Raw genomic sequence first — 17,668 nt, forward strand, 5'->3', positions numbered from 1 at the left:
GAGCCGGATTGATCATAATGGCGAGATCCTTACCCGGTCGCCGGCGCTCCGGTCCAATGCATGCCAGGTGCTGACCGGTACCTTTACGTCGTCCGCCAGGGTCTCAGACACCTGAGTCAGCAGGCAGCGGAAGTCTTGCCCTTCTCCCGCTGAAATCAGGCAGGTTTCCCCATCCAGACCCTCACTGCCATGAAGCGTTTTCGGTTGGCTGGTCACAACGGTTTTCAGTGTGTCGGTTCGGGCTTCCAGCACCGGGCCGCCATCGAAGATATCCACGTAGCAACCGGGCAGGAAACCTTCCCGTTGCAACAGGTCGAAATTGGGCCGGGTAAGCGGGTGCGGCTCACCCAATGCCTCTTGCGCGGCTTCGCTGAGTAAGGTCACGTATATTGGGTTCGGGGGCATGAGTTCGGCAATGAAGGTTTTGCTAAGCTGGCCGGAGTGCTGGTCGGCGGTTTCGAAATCCATGTTAAAAAAGTGCCGGCCCAGGCTGTCCCAGAAGGGTACTTCGCCGCTTTCATGCTGTATGCCCTGGATTTCCACCACGGTGCGGTTGGTGAACCATTCCCGGTGGCTGGCGATGAACATCATGCGGGCGCGGGAGAGCAGTTCAAAGGCCGGGGTGTTTCGCAGTTCCGGTTTGAGGGTGAAGGCGCACAGCAGGGTGAGGTCAGTGAGGGCATGGCTGGGGTAAAGCACTTCCACGCGCCGGGAGACGTTGAGTTCGTGGGAGGCGTGTATAAGGTAATCGCGGCGGTAGTTGTAGAACGGTTGGCCGTTGCCTGCCCGGGTGTCTATGCCGGCGGTGCCGGCGAGTTGGCCGGTGTCTGTGTCTTCCAGTACGAAGAGGAGGCGGCGTGGGGTGTCGGTTTGGTTGGCGAAGCTGGCCTGGGACTGTTGGAGTTTTTTGGTCAGGGCGGCTTGGGTATTGGGCAGGGTGGACGACAGGCGGCCACTCTGGGCGTTGGTCAGGTCCAGAATCTGTTGCAGGTCATCCAGTTTGGCTGGTCTGACTCGCCACATGGTCATTACTCCCGGGGTCTGATCGCGACGATTGAGTTTGCCGACCGGGCGCGAACCGGGTAGTCCTTCCGGGAAACGCTACAAGCACATCCCTGTGCGCTTCTTTCAGGCCATCCTTGGCCTTCAAGATTCCCGGAAGGACTACCCGGCCCGCACCCTGCCATTCGCTATGCCGTCCAGTTATGTTACGCCGTCAGTTTCTTTACTGCCGCCTCAAACCGTTCCAGCGCTTCATCAATGTCCGATTCCGGAATGATCAACGAAGGCGCCAAACGAACCACGTTCGCGCCGGCGACCAATACCATCACGCCCTCATCCAGGCCGGCGTTGAGGAAGTCTTTGGCTTTGCCCTGCCACTTCTCGGTCAGTACACATCCCAAGAGTAGACCAGCGCCGCGTACTTCGGAAAACACGCCGTAGCGTTCGCCGATGTCCATCATGCCTTTGCGCAGTTTGTCGGAGCGGGCTTTGACGCCTTTTAGGATTTCCGGCTGGCTGGCGGTGTCGATCACTTTCTGCGCCACGGCGCAGGCCAGGGCGTTGCCGCCGTAGGTGCTGCCGTGGGTGCCTACACCGAGGCTTTTGGCGGCTTCGGCGGTGGTGAGCATGGCGGCTACCGGGAAGCCACCGCCCAGGCCTTTGGCGCTGGTGAGGATGTCGGGCACTACGTTGTACATCTCATACGCGTAGAGGTGGCCGGTTCTGCCGACGCCGCTTTGTACTTCGTCGAACACCAGCAGGGCGTTGTTGTCGTCGCAGAGCTGGCGCAGGCCTTTGAGGAATTCAGGGTCTGCGGGCATTACGCCGCCTTCGCCCTGGATGGGCTCAACCACGATGGCGCAGGTTTTTTCTTTGGAGACCAGCGCTTTCACCGAATCCAGGTTATTGAATTCGGCGTGGTGGATACCTCCCGGGGCCGGTTCGAAGCCTTCCAGGTATTTCGGCTGGCCACCGACGCTGACGGTGAACAGGGTGCGGCCGTGGAAGGAGTTGGTGAAGGAGATGATTTCGTTTTTCTCCGGGCCGTAGTGTTCCCAGGCGTAGCGACGGGCCAGTTTGAAGGCGGCTTCGTTGGCTTCGGCGCCGGAGTTGGCGAAGAACACCCGTTCTGCGAAGGTCTGGTCGCACAGGGTTTTGGCCAGGCGCAACGCGGGTTCGTTGGTCATGACGTTGGACAGGTGCCAGATTTTTTCGGCCTGTTCCTGCAACACGCCCACCAGGCCCGGGTGGCAATGGCCGAGGCTGGTGACGGCAATGCCGCCCTGCAGGTCCACAAACTCTCGCCCTTCCTGGTCCCACACGCGGGAGCCCTCGCCTCGCACCGGGATGATGTTACCGGGGGCGTAGTTGGGCACCATTACTTCATCAAACAGTTCGCGGGAGACAGGTTCTCTGTTCATGGATCTCTCTCAGTGACTCATTGCTAAGTGACAGGGTGAATGCCCCCATAATACGCCACTCACGGCATAAGAACAGCCGGTTGCGTCAAAGGTGGTAGTTCGATGATTCGATACGGCTTTTTGTCACGGCCCAGCAGGGCTTTGACCAGCAGTTTGTAGGAGTCGAGATCAAAGGTAACGGGGTCAGACCCCGGTTCAAAGTCGTCCAGTTCCGCCTCGCTGTTCAGGGTGGCGATGTGCACCCAGTTGTAGACAACCAGAATATCGGTGCGGTCGGTGTCGCGGTTATCTTCCACCAGGGCGACGGGGCCGGGCCAGGGCCAGGTTTTCAGGCGCAGGCTGTGGAAGGCGATCTGCATTCTCAGGTTGTATCGGGTGCTGTCTTCTGCGCCCTCGCAGGCGCCTTTGCATCTACCCAGGCTGCGTTGGAAGCATGGGCCGGCAGCGGCGGGTTCCAACCCGAGCAGTTTGCCGCACAGGTCGTTCTTGCCGGCAATGCCGCGAATGGCGCCCAGCGCATCGCGCTTGCTGCGGAACAATCCGAAGTAATCCCCGAGCTTGTCCGGCACCACTTTTCGCACCAGTTCGGCCTGCAGATAGCCTTCTTTATTGGTTGTCAGTGCGATGCTGACCAGGTTCTTGGCAGCTCGGGAGCGGCGGTTGTAGAGCGGGTTCAGGCTTTTGATCTGTTTCAGTTCCAGCAACAGGGCGCCCAGCTCACCGGCGGTTTCGGTGTACTCCACCCGGCGCAGGCTTTCTGACATGCGCAATCCCCGGGGAGACTGGTGATCGCCGGAAAAATGCGACGCCACCCGCTGGGCAATGTTGGTGCTTTTGCCCACGTACAGCAGCGCATCATTGTCACCATAAAACCGATAAACACCCGGCCCCTGCGGCAACTCCGCGAAGATCTCTGGCGGCACGTTAGAAGGCGTACTCTGGCGTTGCAGCTGTCTCTGGATGGCCTGGCTCACTGTGTCAGTGTCATGCTCAACCAGAGTGTGCTCGAAGAACGCCAGCATGGCGGAAACGTCGCCCATGGCCCGATGGCGCTCCACCTGCGGCAGGTTGTGGCGGTTGATCAGGGCATCCATATTGTGGCGGCTGTGTTCCGGGTAAAGTGCCCGGGATAGCCTGACCGTGCACAACACCCGGGCGCTGAATGCTCGCCCCAGCTTACGGAACTCAGACTTAATGAAGCCGTAATCAAAACGAGCGTTGTGAGCCACAAAGATCGTGCCGGCCAACTGTTCTTCCAGCTCATCGGCAATCTCTGAGAATAACGGAGCGTCCGCCACCAGCTCGTTGCTGATACCGGTCAGGCGCTCGATAAAGCCGGAGATCCGCGTTTCCGGGTTCAGCAGGGTTTGCCATTCCCCCACCACGTCACCGGCCCGCCAGAACCGGATACCGATCTCGGTAATCCTGTCTCGCTGCGGATTGCCACCGGTGGTTTCGATATCAAGGAAAGCAAATGTTTCGTTACTGAGAAGCGCAGGTTTCTTTGTCATCTGGGGTATTACGACCATTAGGCAGGGCCGGATGCCAGCATTGCCGCACCAACGAGTTATAGACATTCGTCTAAATATCCAACAATTATGTTTGAAATGTCACAGATTCGTAACTACCTTGTTTTTGGGTCCAACAACAATAAACGTGTGGAGACAACAACGATGCAAAGCAATAAGTTAAGAATGGCAATCCGTGCAACGGCAGCGGTGGCTGCTTTTGGCGTGGCAGGCCAGGGCAAGCGCCCTGAATCTGAGCGTAGGTGATGATGTCGAAGCCAGCCTCTACGGCTATGCACGACTCAACATGAGCTACGATTTCAACGACAACCGAGCAGTTTCAACCCGCGCAGGCTCATTTTCACCTGCCAATGAAGATATCGAAGGGCACTTTGGTGCAGATGCACAGCAGAGCAGACTGGGTGTCAGAGTTAAACATTCCTCCGGTGTAGCAATTACCGTTGAAGGCGACTTCCGCGGTGCTGGAGACGCTGCAGGTAGCCTCAGATTGCGTAATGCTTTTGGTGAATATAACGGCCTCATGGCTGGTCGGAACTGGTCAAACTTCACCAGCTTCGTCGGCAACACACCAGTGCTGGATTTTGATGGCTTGGCGGGCACTGCCGGCAGCCAAGACCGCACAGAGCAAGTTCGTTACACCACGGGCAATCTTTCATTCTCAATAGAAGATCCGAGCTCTCAAGAAATAGAGGATGGTGACACTCGAACCTCAGCGCCAGCGCTAACCGCAAGGATTGAAGACTCGGCTGGCGGCCTGTCATACTCTGCAGCCGGTTTGGTAAGCCAAGTGACGGCTGATGACGGAACGAATGATGACAGCGCTATCGGCTTTGCGGTGTTTGGCGCCGCCAAATTTGCACTGAGCGACATGATTACCGTGCAAGGCGCTATCAATTACACTGATGGTGCCAGTGGTTACCTCTGGCGTTCAGGTAGTAACTACTTCGGTAGCAGTGCCTACATGGACGGCAACTCCATTGAGACTATTAAAGGTTATGGTGGCTCTGTAGGCGTGAGCCTGGCACTTGGAGGCGGGCGTAGCATCAACCTTGGCTACGGCATGACCACCCTAGACCTAGACGACGCTGTGGCCAACTCAAGCCTTACAGCTGCAGCTGCAGAGACAAACCAGAACGTTATGCTCAACTATATGTGGACCCCCGTACGAAACGTGATGATGGGCATTGAGTATGCGTATCTGGATCAAGAAACAGTGGGTGGCGATAGTTCTGACGCCAACAGACTGTTGTTCGCTGCGCAGTACAACTTCTAACCCTTCCTGTTAGAAGTTAACTCAGAATTACCCCGGCTTCGGCCGGGGTTTTTCGTTCCAGGTTGGTGCAGTTTGCACCGCCATGCATCACTGCCCTCACTCGCCCCGAATTGCGCTTCACACCAACCCTGAAAACTCAACAAGTTAGCCGTTTCCGCACCCTTGGCACGACTGATGCTAAGTTCTGATTGCAAAGCCGGCCTCCGCAACGCTGTCCGGCCTCTACTGTCGCAACCCCATGAGGTGACACCATGAAAATAGCCCAAGACCAGTCTGTTCTGTTCGAGCTTACCCAGCCTTCTGAAGCCATTGCCATGCAGGATCTGCACGACTATTTCGATTGGATGTTCTTTGCTAATTGATCAAACCAGCAGCAGGCCAGCGGCCAAGGCCCTGACCTGCTGCTGAGGAACTCTATTAGCCAGCCCGTAATCGGGTTCGCACACCCCGGGTGGTCATCACACCCAGCACTTCCATTAACGACAGTATCCCCCTGTCATGCTGTTTCGGTGCCTTGCCACGGGCAATGCGGCCGATCTGCCGTGTGTACCAGCTCACTTCCATCAGGGCCATGTCGTCGATCAGGCGGATACCGGTTTTAATGGGTTTCACGGCGCTGGTGACCTGATTGCCGGCCATAATCCTATTCGGCAGATCCGGCTCAACCACTAATGGCCGGGCCAGGCCCACCAGGTCCGTCGCGCCGGAGGCGATGGCCTGGGCCATGCCGGTTTCGGTACGGAAGCCACCGGTCACCATCAACGGCACGTCAGTCAGCTCACGCACTTTCTCTGCGAACTCCAGGAAGTAAGCCTCCCGCGCCAGGGTGCTGGCTTTTACCTCGCCGTCTTCCGCACCCTTGGCCATAGCCGGGTTCTCGTAGTTACCGCCGGAGATCTCCACCAGATCAATCCCCTCCGCGACGAGTGCCTTGATCACCGCCAGCGATTCGTCCTCGGTAAAACCGCCGCGCTGGAAGTCTGCGGAGTTCAGTTTGATGCCGATATTGAACGATTCACCGCAGGCTTTCCGGATAGCCCGGTACACCGCCAGCAAAAAGCGGCGGCGTTTCTCGGCAGAGCCACCCCACTCGTCTGTGCGCTGGTTGTGATGGGGCGACAGGAACTGGCTCACCAGGTAGCCGTGGGCGCCGTGAATCTGCACACCGTCGAATCCGGCTTTCTGGGCAACGGCAGCACTGCGGGCAAAGCGCTGGATGATGTCTTCTATTTCCGGGCCAGTCAGGGCGCGGGGTGTGGCAAACATGCTGCGGAGTTCTTTTTTGAACGGAATCGCGCTGGGCGAGACCGGGTCTTTGTTCAGCATTTTGGGGCTTTGCTTGCCGGGATGGTTCAGCTGCATCCAGATCTGCTTGCCACCCTGCTGCCCGGCCTTGGCCCAGGCGGTCAGAAGCTCGAGATCGCTTTCATCCTCGATAACCACGTTCTGTGGCTCCCCGATGTGCCGGCGGTCGATCATCACGTTGCCTGTAATCGACAGCCCGGTGCCACCTTCAGCCCACGCTCGATACAGGGTTGCCAGCTCTTTGGTAGGGTGGTTATCAATGGTGCCCAGGGTCTCGCTCATGGCGGACTTGGCAAAGCGGTTGGGGATGACGGAGCCGTTTCGCAGCTTAAGCGGGGTGGAAAGCAGTTTCGCGGGATTCATGGGAGCCTCATGTCATTGTTCTGGATGTTCATGGGGCCGATAGTGGATGGCTCGCACCTCGCAGACATTGGCCGAGGAGACACACTTTCAGCGGAATAGCGGGACCAGGCCTTACCGGCAATGGCCCCGTTTAGGGTGTGCTACCGCGCTCAGAAAAAGGCCTGGATGCCAGTCTGGGCCCGGCCCAGAATCAGTGCGTGTACGTCGTGGGTGCCCTCATAGGTGTTCACCACTTCCAGGTTCACCAGGTGGCGCGCAACACCGAATTCGTCACTGATGCCATTGCCACCGAGCATGTCGCGAGCCAGGCGAGCTACCTCGAGTGCCTTGCCGCAGGAGTTGCGCTTCATGATGGAGGTTATCTCCACCGCCGCCGTGCCTTCATCTTTCATCCGGCCCAGGCGCAGGCTGCCCTGCAGGGCCAGGGTGATGTCCGTTTGCATGTCGGCCAGTTTTTTCTGGATCAGCTGGTTGGCGGCCAGCGGCCGGCCGAACTGGTGGCGGTCCAGCACATACCGGCGGGCGGTGTGCCAGCAGTCTTCTGCAGCACCGAGGGCACCCCAGGAAATGCCGTAGCGGGCGGAGTCCAGGCAGGTGAACGGGCCTTTGAGGCCTCGCACATCGGGGAAGGCGTTTTCTTCCGGCACGAAGACGTTATCCATCACGATTTCACCGGTGATCGACGCCCGCAGGCCCACCTTGCCGTGAATGACCGGGGCGCTCAGGCCCTGCCAGCCCTTCTCCAGCACAAAGCCCCGAATCTTGTCGTCATCGTCCTTGGCCCAGACCACAAACACATCCGCGATCGGGCTGTTGGTGATCCACATCTTGCTGCCGGTCAGGCGGTAGCCGCCGTCTACTTTGCGGGCACGGGTAATCATGGCGCCGGGGTCTGAACCATAGTCCGGCTCGGTCAGGCCGAAGCAGCCAATCCATTCACCGGAGGCCAGCCTGGGCAGGTATTTCTGGCGGGTTTCTTCGTTACCGAATTCGTAGATGGGCACCATCACCAGTGAGGACTGCACACTCATCATGGAGCGATAACCAGAATCCACACGCTCGATCTCACGGGCGATCAAACCATAACTCACATAATTGAGGCCACTGCCGCCGTATTGCTCCGGCAGGGTGGCACCCAGCAGGCCGTTCTCGCCCATTTCGCGAAAGATAGCAGGATCGGTGTGTTCGTTACGGAAAGCCTCCACCACACGGGGGCGGAGTTTCTTGTCAGCGAACTGCCGGGCGCTGTCGCGCACCATGCGTTCGTCTTCGGAGAGCTGCTGGTCGAGCAGCAGGGGGTCTTCCCAGTTGAAGCTTGGTTTGTTGGCCATGACGGTTTCCCTGAACCAGAAAACCATCATCCTGCCAGTTTCTGCCGCCTCCGTCATCGCTAACGGAGGCGACAGCAGGCATGCATTACAACAGCAGGGTACGAATATCCCCCAACAGCTGCGCCAGCAGGTTGGTAAATCGGGCTGCGTCCGCCCCGTTCACCGCCCGGTGGTCGTAAGACAACGACAGCGGCAGCATCAGCCGTGGCTGGAATGCCTTGCCGTCCCACACCGGTTTCATGGATGCCTTGGAGACACCCAGGATGGCCACTTCCGGTGTGTTCACGATGGGCGTGAACGCGGTGCCGCCAATGCCACCCAGGCTGGTGATGGTAAAACAGGCGCCCTGCATTTCTGCCGGCTTCAGCTGCTTGTCCCTCGCCTTCTGGGCCAGTTCGGCGCTCTCGGCGGCCAGTTCCCACAGGCCTTTCTGGTCAACGTCCCGGATCACCGGCACCATCAGGCCGTGGGGTGTGTCAACCGCAATACCGATGTGGATGTACTTCTTGCGCACCACCTCTTTGCGTTCCATGTCCAGGGACACGTTGAACTGAGGCAGTTCCGCCAACGCAGCGGCGCAGGCCTTGAGCAGGAAAGGCAGCGGGGTCATTTTCACGCCACGCTTTTCGCCGGCCGCTTTCTGGGCCTTGCGGAAGTCTTCCATTTCGGTGATGTCGGCATCGTCAAACTGGGTGACGTGGGGTACGTTCAACCAGCTGCGCTGCATGTTGGTGGCGGTAGCCGCCATCATGCGGGACATGCCTTCGCGCTCCACGTCACCAAACTGGCTGAAGTCCGGCAGTTTCACGCCCGGGATGCCCGAGCCGACTGCCACGCCGCCGCCCTGCTGGGCCTGCTGCAGCTGGCTCTTCACATAGGCGTGCACGTCGTCCTTCAGGATGCGGCTTTTCGGGCCGGAACCTTTCACCCGGGTGAGGTCTGCACCCAGCTCTCGGGCCAGCTTGCGCACGGCGGGGCCGGCATGCACCTTGGTGCCCGGCGCCGGTGGCTCGTAGGTGGAACCCTGGGGCTGGGGCGCGGCTTCCTGTTTGTCGGCTTTTACTTCGGGCTTGCTGCCCTGGCTGTCGGCCTTGGCGCTTTCACCGGAATCTGACGTTTCTTCCTCGTCGCCACCATCCTCTTCGATGGTCATTTCCAACAGGTCAACGCCTTCAGAAAGCTTGTCACCTTCCTTCACCAGAATCTTGCCGATCTTGCCGGCATAGGGCGACGGAATTTCCATGGTGGCCTTGTCGGACTCCACGGTGACCAGCGGATCATCCTCGCCAACGGTGTCGCCTTCCGCCACGTTGATTTCAATCACCGGCACGTCATCAAAACCATCCAGCGACGGAACCTTCACCACTTCGGTGCGGGAGCCGCCGGATTTTTTCCTGGGCGCCGGTTTGCTGTCTTCGGATTTGGTCTCGGTTTTACTTTCTGCCTTCGGCTCGGGCTCGTCGGATTTGTCGCTGCCGTCGTCGTCAGAGCCGCCGGCACCACCTTCCATGATGCCGATCACATCGCCTTCCTTGACCTTGTCACCCACCTTCACGGTGATTTTGGTGATCTTGCCGGCGGCGGGCGCCGGCAGTTCCACGGAGGCTTTGTCGGATTCTACGGTCAGAATCGGATCTTCTTCTTCAACGGAGTCCCCTGCACTGACGATGATTTCGATGACCTCGACTTCATCAGCACCGCCGAGATCGGGAACCTTGATTTCCTGTTCACTCATGGCGGTCTCCTTAGCTCAGCACCGGGTTCGTTTTGTTGCGATCGATTCCGTACTTCCGCATGGCTTCGAGAACCTGTTCAAGCTTGACCTCACCATCTTTGGCCAGGGCAGACAGGGCGGTGACGGTGATGTAGTAGCGATCCACCTCAAAGAAGCTACGCAGCTTCTCGCGGGTGTCGCTGCGGCCGAAACCGTCTGTGCCCAGGGTCATAAAGGTTTTCGGGATAAAGGCCCGCAACTGCTCGGAGTGCAGTTTGATGTAGTCGGTGGCAGACACGACCGGCCCCTGGGCTTTCTCCAGGCACTGAGTAACATAGGCCTGGCGCGGCTTGTCGTCCGGGTGCAGGTGGTTCCAGCGCTCTACGTGCTGACCGTCACGGGCCAGTTCGTTAAAGCTGGTCACGCTCCACACATCGGAGGCGACGCCCCAGTCGTCCTTCAGCATCTGGGCGGCTTCGCGCACTTCGTTCATGATCGCGCCGGCACCCAGTAGCTGAACCCTCGGGCTCTTCTTACGGCCCTTGGTTTCCACCGATTCATACTTGTACATGCCTTTGATAATGCCGTCTTCGCAGTCTTTCGGCATGGCAGGCTGTTCGTAGTTTTCGTTTTCGATGGTCAGGTAGTAGAAGACGTTTTTGTTGTCTTCGAACATTTCTTTCATACCGTGGCGAATCACCACGGCCATTTCGTAACCGTAGGCCGGGTCGTAGGCCTTGCAGTTCGGAATGGTGTTGGCCAGTACGTGGCTGTGGCCATCCTGGTGCTGCAGGCCTTCACCGTTCAGGGTGGTACGGCCGGCGGTACCGCCAATCAGGAAGCCGCGGGCCTGCATGTCGCCGGAGGCCCAGGCCAGGTCGCCCACACGCTGGAAGCCGAACATGGAATAGAAAACATAGAACGGAATCAGCGGGTAGCTGTTGGTGCTGTAGGACGTGGCAGCGGCCATCCAGGTAGCCATGGCACCGGCTTCGTTGATGCCCTCCTGCATGATCTGGCCTTTCTTGTCTTCCCGGTAGTACATGATCTGGTCACGATCCTGGGGAACGTACTTCTGGCCTTCGGAGGTGTAGATACCGAGTTGACGGAACATGCCTTCCATACCAAAGGTACGGGCTTCGTCCGGCACAATGGGCACCACGCGTTTGCCGATGCGCTTGTCTTTCACCAGGGCGCTCAGAATGCGTACAAACGCCATGGTGGTGGAGATGGCACGGCCATCAGAGCCTTCCAGCACCTGCTTGAAGATATCCAGGTCGGGAATCTGCAGGGGCTGGCAGTCCTTGTTGCGCTTCGGATAGAAGCCACCGAGGTCTTGGCGGCGCTTTTTCATATACACCAGTTCCGGGCTGTCTGGCGCCGGGCGGTAGTAAGGCACCTCTTCCAGCTCGTCGTCTTTCAGGGGCACGCCGAAACGGTCCCGGAACTCCTTCAGGGTGTCGATGTCCAGCTTCTTCAGGGAGTGCGCGGTGTTCTGGGCTTCGCCCGCCGCGCCAAAGCCGTAGCCTTTGATGGTGTGAGCCAGAATGACCGTCGGCTTGCCGTTGGCCTGGTTCACCGCCTTGTGGTAAGCGGCATAGACTTTGTAGGGATCATGGCCGCCACGGTTGAGTTTGCTGATCTCTTCATCAGACATGTCCTCAACCAGCTTCGCCAGCTCCGGGTAACGACCGAAGAATTCCTTTCGGGTGTAAGCCGGGCCCTTGAAGCTGAAGTTCTGCAGGTCACCGTCGCAGATTTCATCCATGGCACGCTGCATGGCGCCGTTTTCGTCTTTGGCGTAGAGCGGGTCCCAATGCCGACCCCATACGACTTTGATCACGTTCCAGCCAGCACCACGGAACACGCCTTCGAGTTCCTGGATGATCTTGCCGTTACCACGCACCGGGCCGTCCAGGCGCTGCAGGTTACAGTTAACCACGAAGATCAGGTTATCCAGGTTCTCGCGGCCGGCCTTGGAAATGGAGCCAAGGGTTTCCGGCTCGTCGCACTCGCCGTCACCGATGAACGCCCAAACCTTGCGGTTGTCCATATCGGTCAGCTCACGGCTGTGCAGGTACTTCATCACGTGGGCCTGGTAGATGGCCTGAATCGGCCCCAAGCCCATGGAAACCGTGGGGAACTGCCAGTAATCCGGCATCAGCCAAGGGTGCGGGTAGGAGGACAGGCCTTCGCCGTCTACCTCTTCGCGATACTTGTCGAGCTGTTCTTCGCTAAAGCGGCCTTCCAGGAAGGAGCGCGCATAGATACCCGGCGCTGCATGGCCCTGGAAGTACACCAGATCAGATTCCCGCTTGTCGTCGCCACCGTGGAAGAAATAGTTGAAGCCCACGTCATACAATGTGGCGGCAGAAGAGAAGGTGGAAATGTGGCCACCCAGATCGCCCGGGCGCTTGTTGGCCCGCACCACCATGGCCATGGCGTTCCAGCGGATCAGTGAACGGATGCGCCGCTCCATGAACAGGTCGCCCGGCATCTGCGCCTGCTTGGCCACCGGAATGCTGTTGCGGAATGGCGTGGTGATGGAATATGGCAGCGCGGTACCATCGCGGCTGGCGCGCTCAGACAGGCGCTCCAGAATGTATTTGGCCCGATCAACGCCTTCGTTCTCGATCAGAGATTCCAGCGCATCAAGCCATTCACTGGTTTCAATGGGATCATCATCCTGGTACATCAAACCCTCCCCTTGGACTCAAAAGGTGCCTCGTGGGCCACGATCAGCAGCCTGTCACGGTGCAAACTTGAAATGCTGCGATAACCTGCAGTTTTATTGTGGATACATCAGCTTGCGAGAAATGCTTAATAGCGCGTTTGACCTCTCTCAAGCATAGAACAGCTTTCACATTTTTCCTGCCGCGCAGGCCGGCTGCGGGCGGAGCTTTTGGCCCCGAACTTCCCGACACCGGCGGCACTGAGCGCGCCGCACGCCAAAACTTTCGTACTTTTACTACAAAATAAGCCAGAAAAACAAACAAACAGCCGTTTGAAATGCTAAAACAGCCGCTTTATTTAGATTAGTTACGCAATAATGTCCGGTTTCGATGACTTTCACAACCAGGCATCAGACCAATGTATGAGCGCATTGGTACTTACGAATTGCATCGCCATGCTAAACACCTGAACCTTAAACAAATCTGAGATTTTCGGACTATTTCGCCTTAAATTAGCGACATTCGGCGAACTTAGACGATGAACTCAACCCACAAGCACTGAATTATTAATTAGACCTGAAAATGAATTTCGATTTATGTATACTTGCCTGCCCGTTTTTTAACCAGTGAAGGAGGTTGCTAACCCTCCTTTTATCTTTGGCACCTAATCAGAGGGCGATCTATGAACTCCATCGTCACCTTTCCGAACCGTATCCCGGTTCAGGAATTCGAGGAACGCCGGTTCAAGGTTTTTACCGACCGCCAGCTCGATAAAATTGAGGCGATCCAGAATCTCCCCGAAGAGACCCTGTTCGAAATGAAAGTGGTGGCCAGCGTGCTGCCATTCCGGGTCAACGAATATGTGATCAACGAACTGATCAACTGGGACAAGGTACCGAACGACCCCATCTATCAGCTCGTATTCCCTCAAAAGGGTATGCTCAAGGACGAACATTACGAACAGATGGCGAAGCTGCACCGCGAGGGTGCCGACAAGAAGGACATTCAGGCTGTGGCCAAGGAAATTCGGGACGAACTGAACCCACACCCGGCGGGCCAGATGGAAATGAACATGCCGGAGCTGGACGGCGAAGTGCTGGACGGCGTGCAGCACAAGTACCGCGAAACCGTGCTGTTCTTCCCGTCCCAGGGCCAAACCTGCCACAGCTACTGCACCTTCTGCTTCCGCTGGGCGCAGTTTGTGGGCGACAAAGACCTGAAAATGGCCAGCACTGATGCCGAGAAGCTGCACGGCTACCTGCAGGAGCACACCGAAGTGACCGACCTGCTGGTCACCGGTGGCGACCCCATGGTGATGAAGACCAAGAACCTGGTGCAGTACCTGGAACCCCTGCTGCAGCCGGAGTTCGATCACATCCAGACCATCCGCATTGGCACCAAGGCCCTCACCTTCTGGCCGTACCGTTTCGTGACCGACAAGGATGCCGACGAGCTGATCGAACTGTTCGCCAAACTGGTTGATGGCGGCAAGCACGTGGCCATCATGGCCCACTACAACCACTGGCAGGAAATCACCACCGACATCGCGGAAGAAGCCATCCGCCGCATCCGCGCCACCGGTGCCGAGATCCGCGCCCAGGGCCCGCTGATCAAACACGTGAATGACAACGCCGATGACTGGGCCAAGCTTTGGAAGAAAGAAGTGAAGCTGGGCATCATCCCCTACTACATGTTTGTAGAGCGGGACACCGGCGCCAAGAACTACTTCGAAGTGCCCCTGGCCGAGGCCTACCACATCTACCGCGAAGCCATGAAGCAGGTCAGCGGCCTGGCCCGCACCGCCCGCGGCCCCAGCATGAGCGCCGGCCCCGGCAAGGTGGAAGTTCAGGGCATTACCGAAATCAAAGGCGAAAAGGTGTTCGTACTGCGCTTCCTGCAGGGCCGCAACCCGGACTGGGTGCAGCGCCCGTTCTTCGCCAAGTACAGCGAAACCGCCACCTGGCTGCATGAGCTGGAGCCCGCCTTCGGGGAGGAGAAGTTCTTCTTTGAGGATGAGTTTGAAGCGATGAAGCAGGGTAAGGCGTAGCCCCCTGGCAACAGGCCCGCTGCGGCGGGCTTGTTCATCTCCCCTTCTTCGGCACAAACCCCGCCGGCTTATCCCGAATCCACTCCACAAACGCCTTCACCTCCTCCAGTTTCAGCAGCTGTTCCCGCGTATTGAAGTACAACCCCAACTCATGCTCCGAACGCGCCCGATGAATCGCATTATGGCAGGGCCGGCACACCCACAAGGTGCGGGTGATCAGCTCCTCTTTACTGAACAGCTTCTGAAACCGCTTTTGGCGGTGCAGGTGTTTGGGTATAAGGTGGTGGCGGGTGAGTTTGGGTACCGCACGTTCGCAGAGTTCACAGTTGTCAGGCTGGGGCGGGAGTTTTAGCATGTTACTCGGTTCGCTGCGGTAAAACGGTTACGCTGCCTTGCGCTTATCTAAACCAGAATACGTTGTTTGGGGGATTCGGGATGTATCAATGGTTCAAGCCATGGCGAATGCTGGCCCTGCTGGCCGCTTTGCTGTTTACGTCCGGCCTCCAGGCGGGCGAACTGGTGCGCATCGCGGCGGCTTCGGATTTGCGCTATGCCCTGGACGACATCATTGAGCTGTATCGCGAAGCCAACCCGGCCGCCAATGTGCAGGTGGTGTATGGTTCCTCCGGCAAGATGACCACGCAGATCATTAACGGTGCGCCCTACGACATTTTCTTTTCGGCCGACATTGCGTTTCCCAAGCGGCTTGAGCAGGAGGGGCTGACGGCTACCCCGCCAGCGGTCTACGCCATTGGCCGGATTGTGCTCTGGAGCAACACCCTGGACGCCGGCAGCCTGACCCTCAACGACCTGACTTCGGATTCCATTACCCGAATCGCCATCGCCCAGCCGGCCCACGCACCTTACGGGCTGCGCGCCAGGGAAGCCATGCAGGCGGCCGGCGTATGGGAGGCCGTGCAACCCAAGCTGGTGTTTGGTGAGAACATTGCCCACGCGGCGCAGATGGCCGCGTCCGGTGCCGCTCAGGTGGGTGTGATTGCACTGTCTCTGGCGAAGTTTCCGGAACTGGCCACCCACAGCCACTACCTGATCGACGACAACCTGCACAACCCGCTGACCCAGGGCTATGTGGTTACCCGGCGTGGCGGCGACAAGCCAGAGGCCATGCACTTTGCCGATTTCATGGCCACGGAGCAGGCACACTCTATAATGGAGCAATACGGATTTGTGATGCCCTGACCGGCGCACGGCCAATCGGCATCTTCACCTGAAAGGACCCCAATGTTTCAACTCGGCCCCGCAGAGTGGCAGGCCATTGAAGTCACCTTCAAGCTCTGCCTTTACACCACCATCATTCTGTTATTGCTGGCCACACCTTTGTCCTGGTGGCTGGCGCAGGGGCGCACCCAATTCCGTACCGTGGTGCAGGCCATTGTGGCGCTGCCACTGGTGCTGCCGCCCACCGTGCTGGGGTTCTACCTGCTGATCACTCTTGGGCCCCGGGGCGTAGTGGGCCAAACCCTCCAGGACTTGGGTTTTCAGCACCTGGCGTTTTCGTTTGAGGGGATTCTGATTGCCTCGGTTATCTATTCCATGCCCTTTGCCGTGCAACCGCTGACTGAAACCTTTCGCAACCTGGGCCGGCGCCCGGTCGAGGTGGCCAGCAGCCTGGGCGCCGGCGCCTGGGACCGGCTCCGAACGGTGATCTTCCCTCTCAGCCGGGGCGGTTTTGTGGTAGCCGCCACGCTGACCTTCGCCCACACCCTGGGAGAGTTCGGCGTTATTTTGATGCTCGGTGGCAGCATTCCGGGTGAAACCAAGGTGCTATCGGTTTTGATCTACGATCACGCCGAGGCCATGAACTACGATGCCGCCCACAGCCTGTCGCTGATGTTATTGATCTTCGCCTTTGTCACCTTGTTTGTGGTGTACAGCATTAACCGCCGGTTCGAGGTCGCCAAGCTATGACCCTGTACCTGCAGGCACACCTTCGCCACGGCAAGGAGTTTGAGCTCAAGGTTAACCATGAGCTACCGCTGGAGGGTGTCACCGCGCTGTTTGGCCGCTCCGGTTGCGGCAAAACCACCCTGCTGCGCATTATCGCCGGCCTGGAACGGCCAAAGGGTGCGGTGGTGCGCTTTGGCGGGCAGCACTGGCAACGGGGCCGGCAGTTTCTACCCCTGCACAAGCGCAGGATTGGCCTGGTGTTTCAGGAGCACAGCCTGCTCCCTCACCTGTCTGCCCGTGAGAATCTGCTGTATGGCTACCAGCGCACACCGGCGGAACAACGTCGGCTTCACCCGGACGAAGTGACCGCCATGCTGGGTATTGAGCACCTGCTGGACCGGCGGATTGATCAACTCTCCGGGGGCCAGCGCCAGCGATTTTCCCTTGGCCGTGCGTTGTTGATCAGCCCCCAGTTGCTGCTACTGGACGAACCCATGGCGGCGCTGGATACCCAGACCAAACGGGAAATCATGCCGTTTCTGTCACGCATGGCGGCGGAATCCGGGGTGCCGATTATCATGGTCAGCCATTCCCCGGATGAGGTCACCCGGCTGGCAGACCGGGTGGTGTTCATGCAGAACGGCCAGATTCAAAACGTGGAAACCTTGCGAGAGGCCCTGGCCCGGCCAGACTCACCGTTGTTCGATGATGCGGGAGCCGCTTCTGTTCTGGAAGGTACTCTGGGTGAGGCGGGAGAAGACAACGCCCGGCCTTTTGGCCCGCCGGAGGCTCGCCTGTGGTTAACAAGTTCTGCGCCGGCAGCCGGGACGAACAGAACCCGGATTAGCATTCTTGCCCGGGACGTCAGTTTGTCTCTGGTAGACCCTCAACACATCAGCATTCAGAACCACCTGCCGGTGACCATCGAACGCATAGACCCGCCCAGGGACAACCGTTGCGTGGTGGCCTGCCGAACGGCGGACGGTCAATTGCTGTTGGCGGAAATCACCGCCCGGGCGGTCCAGCAACTGGGGCTGGCAACGGGCAAGCAGGTGTACGCGCTGATCAAATCGGTGGCGTTGCTGGCCTGACCTTGACAGCCA

General features: G+C 58.6%; 13 protein-coding genes. 5 read left to right on the plus strand and 8 right to left on the minus strand.

Features of this window, described 5'->3' with window-relative positions:
* Nucleotides 1-12 precede the first annotated feature (12 nt).
* From RVM24_RS13140 to RVM24_RS13150, 3 genes are all read right to left on the minus strand, one after another.
* A complete protein-coding gene (locus RVM24_RS13140; RefSeq protein WP_431474170.1) occupies nucleotides 13-1,023 on the minus strand; it encodes an arginine N-succinyltransferase in 1,011 nt (336 codons plus the stop codon).
* Nucleotides 1,024-1,208: 185 nt separating this feature from the next.
* Nucleotides 1,209-2,423 carry an aspartate aminotransferase family protein gene (locus tag RVM24_RS13145; protein ID WP_431474171.1) on the minus strand — a complete coding sequence of 405 codons (1,215 nt, stop codon included), beginning with the start codon at nucleotides 2,421-2,423 and terminating at the stop codon, nucleotides 1,209-1,211.
* 59 nt (nucleotides 2,424-2,482) lie between these two features.
* Complete coding sequence (locus tag RVM24_RS13150) at nucleotides 2,483-3,934, minus strand: exonuclease domain-containing protein (RefSeq protein ID WP_431474172.1); 1,452 nt, start codon at nucleotides 3,932-3,934, stop codon at nucleotides 2,483-2,485.
* Between the two features lie 217 nt (nucleotides 3,935-4,151).
* Here RVM24_RS13150 and RVM24_RS13155 point away from each other — a divergent pair, with 217 nt between their 5' ends.
* On the plus strand, nucleotides 4,152-5,225 hold the full coding sequence (locus RVM24_RS13155; RefSeq protein WP_431474173.1) for a DcaP family trimeric outer membrane transporter: 1,074 nt from the start codon (nucleotides 4,152-4,154) through the stop codon (nucleotides 5,223-5,225).
* 417 nt (nucleotides 5,226-5,642) lie between these two features.
* On the opposite strand, the gene RVM24_RS13160 is transcribed toward RVM24_RS13155, so the two are convergent.
* The 4 genes from RVM24_RS13160 to aceE form a co-directional block, all read right to left on the minus strand.
* Nucleotides 5,643-6,893: an NADH:flavin oxidoreductase/NADH oxidase family protein gene (locus tag RVM24_RS13160; protein ID WP_431474174.1), complete on the minus strand. Its 1,251-nt coding sequence runs from the start codon at nucleotides 6,891-6,893 to the stop codon at nucleotides 5,643-5,645.
* Nucleotides 6,894-7,042: 149 nt separating this feature from the next.
* The gene (locus tag RVM24_RS13165) at nucleotides 7,043-8,224 is read right to left on the minus strand and encodes an acyl-CoA dehydrogenase (protein ID WP_431474175.1); all 1,182 of its coding nucleotides are present in this window, start codon (nucleotides 8,222-8,224) and stop codon (nucleotides 7,043-7,045) included.
* An 85-nt stretch (nucleotides 8,225-8,309) separates the two neighbouring features.
* Nucleotides 8,310-9,959 carry a dihydrolipoyllysine-residue acetyltransferase gene (gene aceF / locus RVM24_RS13170; RefSeq protein WP_431474176.1) on the minus strand — a complete coding sequence of 550 codons (1,650 nt, stop codon included), beginning with the start codon at nucleotides 9,957-9,959 and terminating at the stop codon, nucleotides 8,310-8,312.
* A gap of 10 nt (nucleotides 9,960-9,969) precedes the next feature.
* Nucleotides 9,970-12,633 carry a pyruvate dehydrogenase (acetyl-transferring), homodimeric type gene (gene aceE / locus RVM24_RS13175; RefSeq protein ID WP_431474177.1) on the minus strand — a complete coding sequence of 888 codons (2,664 nt, stop codon included), beginning with the start codon at nucleotides 12,631-12,633 and terminating at the stop codon, nucleotides 9,970-9,972.
* Between the two features lie 659 nt (nucleotides 12,634-13,292).
* Between aceE and RVM24_RS13180 the strand changes: the two genes are divergently transcribed.
* Nucleotides 13,293-14,657, plus strand: coding sequence for a KamA family radical SAM protein (locus tag RVM24_RS13180; protein WP_230715453.1), 1,365 nt, complete (start codon nucleotides 13,293-13,295; stop codon nucleotides 14,655-14,657).
* Between the two features lie 34 nt (nucleotides 14,658-14,691).
* Here RVM24_RS13180 and RVM24_RS13185 read toward each other — a convergent pair whose 3' ends face one another.
* Nucleotides 14,692-15,012 (minus strand): hypothetical protein, encoded by a 321-nt coding sequence (locus RVM24_RS13185; RefSeq protein ID WP_230715455.1) that lies wholly within the window; start codon nucleotides 15,010-15,012, stop codon nucleotides 14,692-14,694.
* Between the two features lie 80 nt (nucleotides 15,013-15,092).
* Between RVM24_RS13185 and modA the strand changes: the two genes are divergently transcribed.
* From modA to modC, 3 genes are read left to right on the plus strand one after another with little or no spacing between them, the layout of a single operon-like run.
* Nucleotides 15,093-15,857: a molybdate ABC transporter substrate-binding protein gene (gene modA, locus RVM24_RS13190; protein WP_230715457.1), complete on the plus strand. Its 765-nt coding sequence runs from the start codon at nucleotides 15,093-15,095 to the stop codon at nucleotides 15,855-15,857.
* Between the two features lie 42 nt (nucleotides 15,858-15,899).
* Complete coding sequence (gene modB / locus RVM24_RS13195) at nucleotides 15,900-16,586, plus strand: molybdate ABC transporter permease subunit (RefSeq protein WP_230715460.1); 687 nt, start codon at nucleotides 15,900-15,902, stop codon at nucleotides 16,584-16,586.
* Nucleotides 16,583-17,656 (plus strand): molybdenum ABC transporter ATP-binding protein, encoded by a 1,074-nt coding sequence (modC, locus tag RVM24_RS13200; protein WP_230715463.1) that lies wholly within the window; start codon nucleotides 16,583-16,585, stop codon nucleotides 17,654-17,656. Before modB ends, modC begins: the two co-directional genes overlap by 4 nt.
* The last annotated feature ends 12 nt before the right edge of the window (nucleotides 17,657-17,668 follow it).

The organism is Marinobacter sp. KM021 (assembly GCF_050707965.1).
GTDB classification, from domain to species: Bacteria; Pseudomonadota; Gammaproteobacteria; order Pseudomonadales; family Oleiphilaceae; genus Marinobacter; species Marinobacter shengliensis.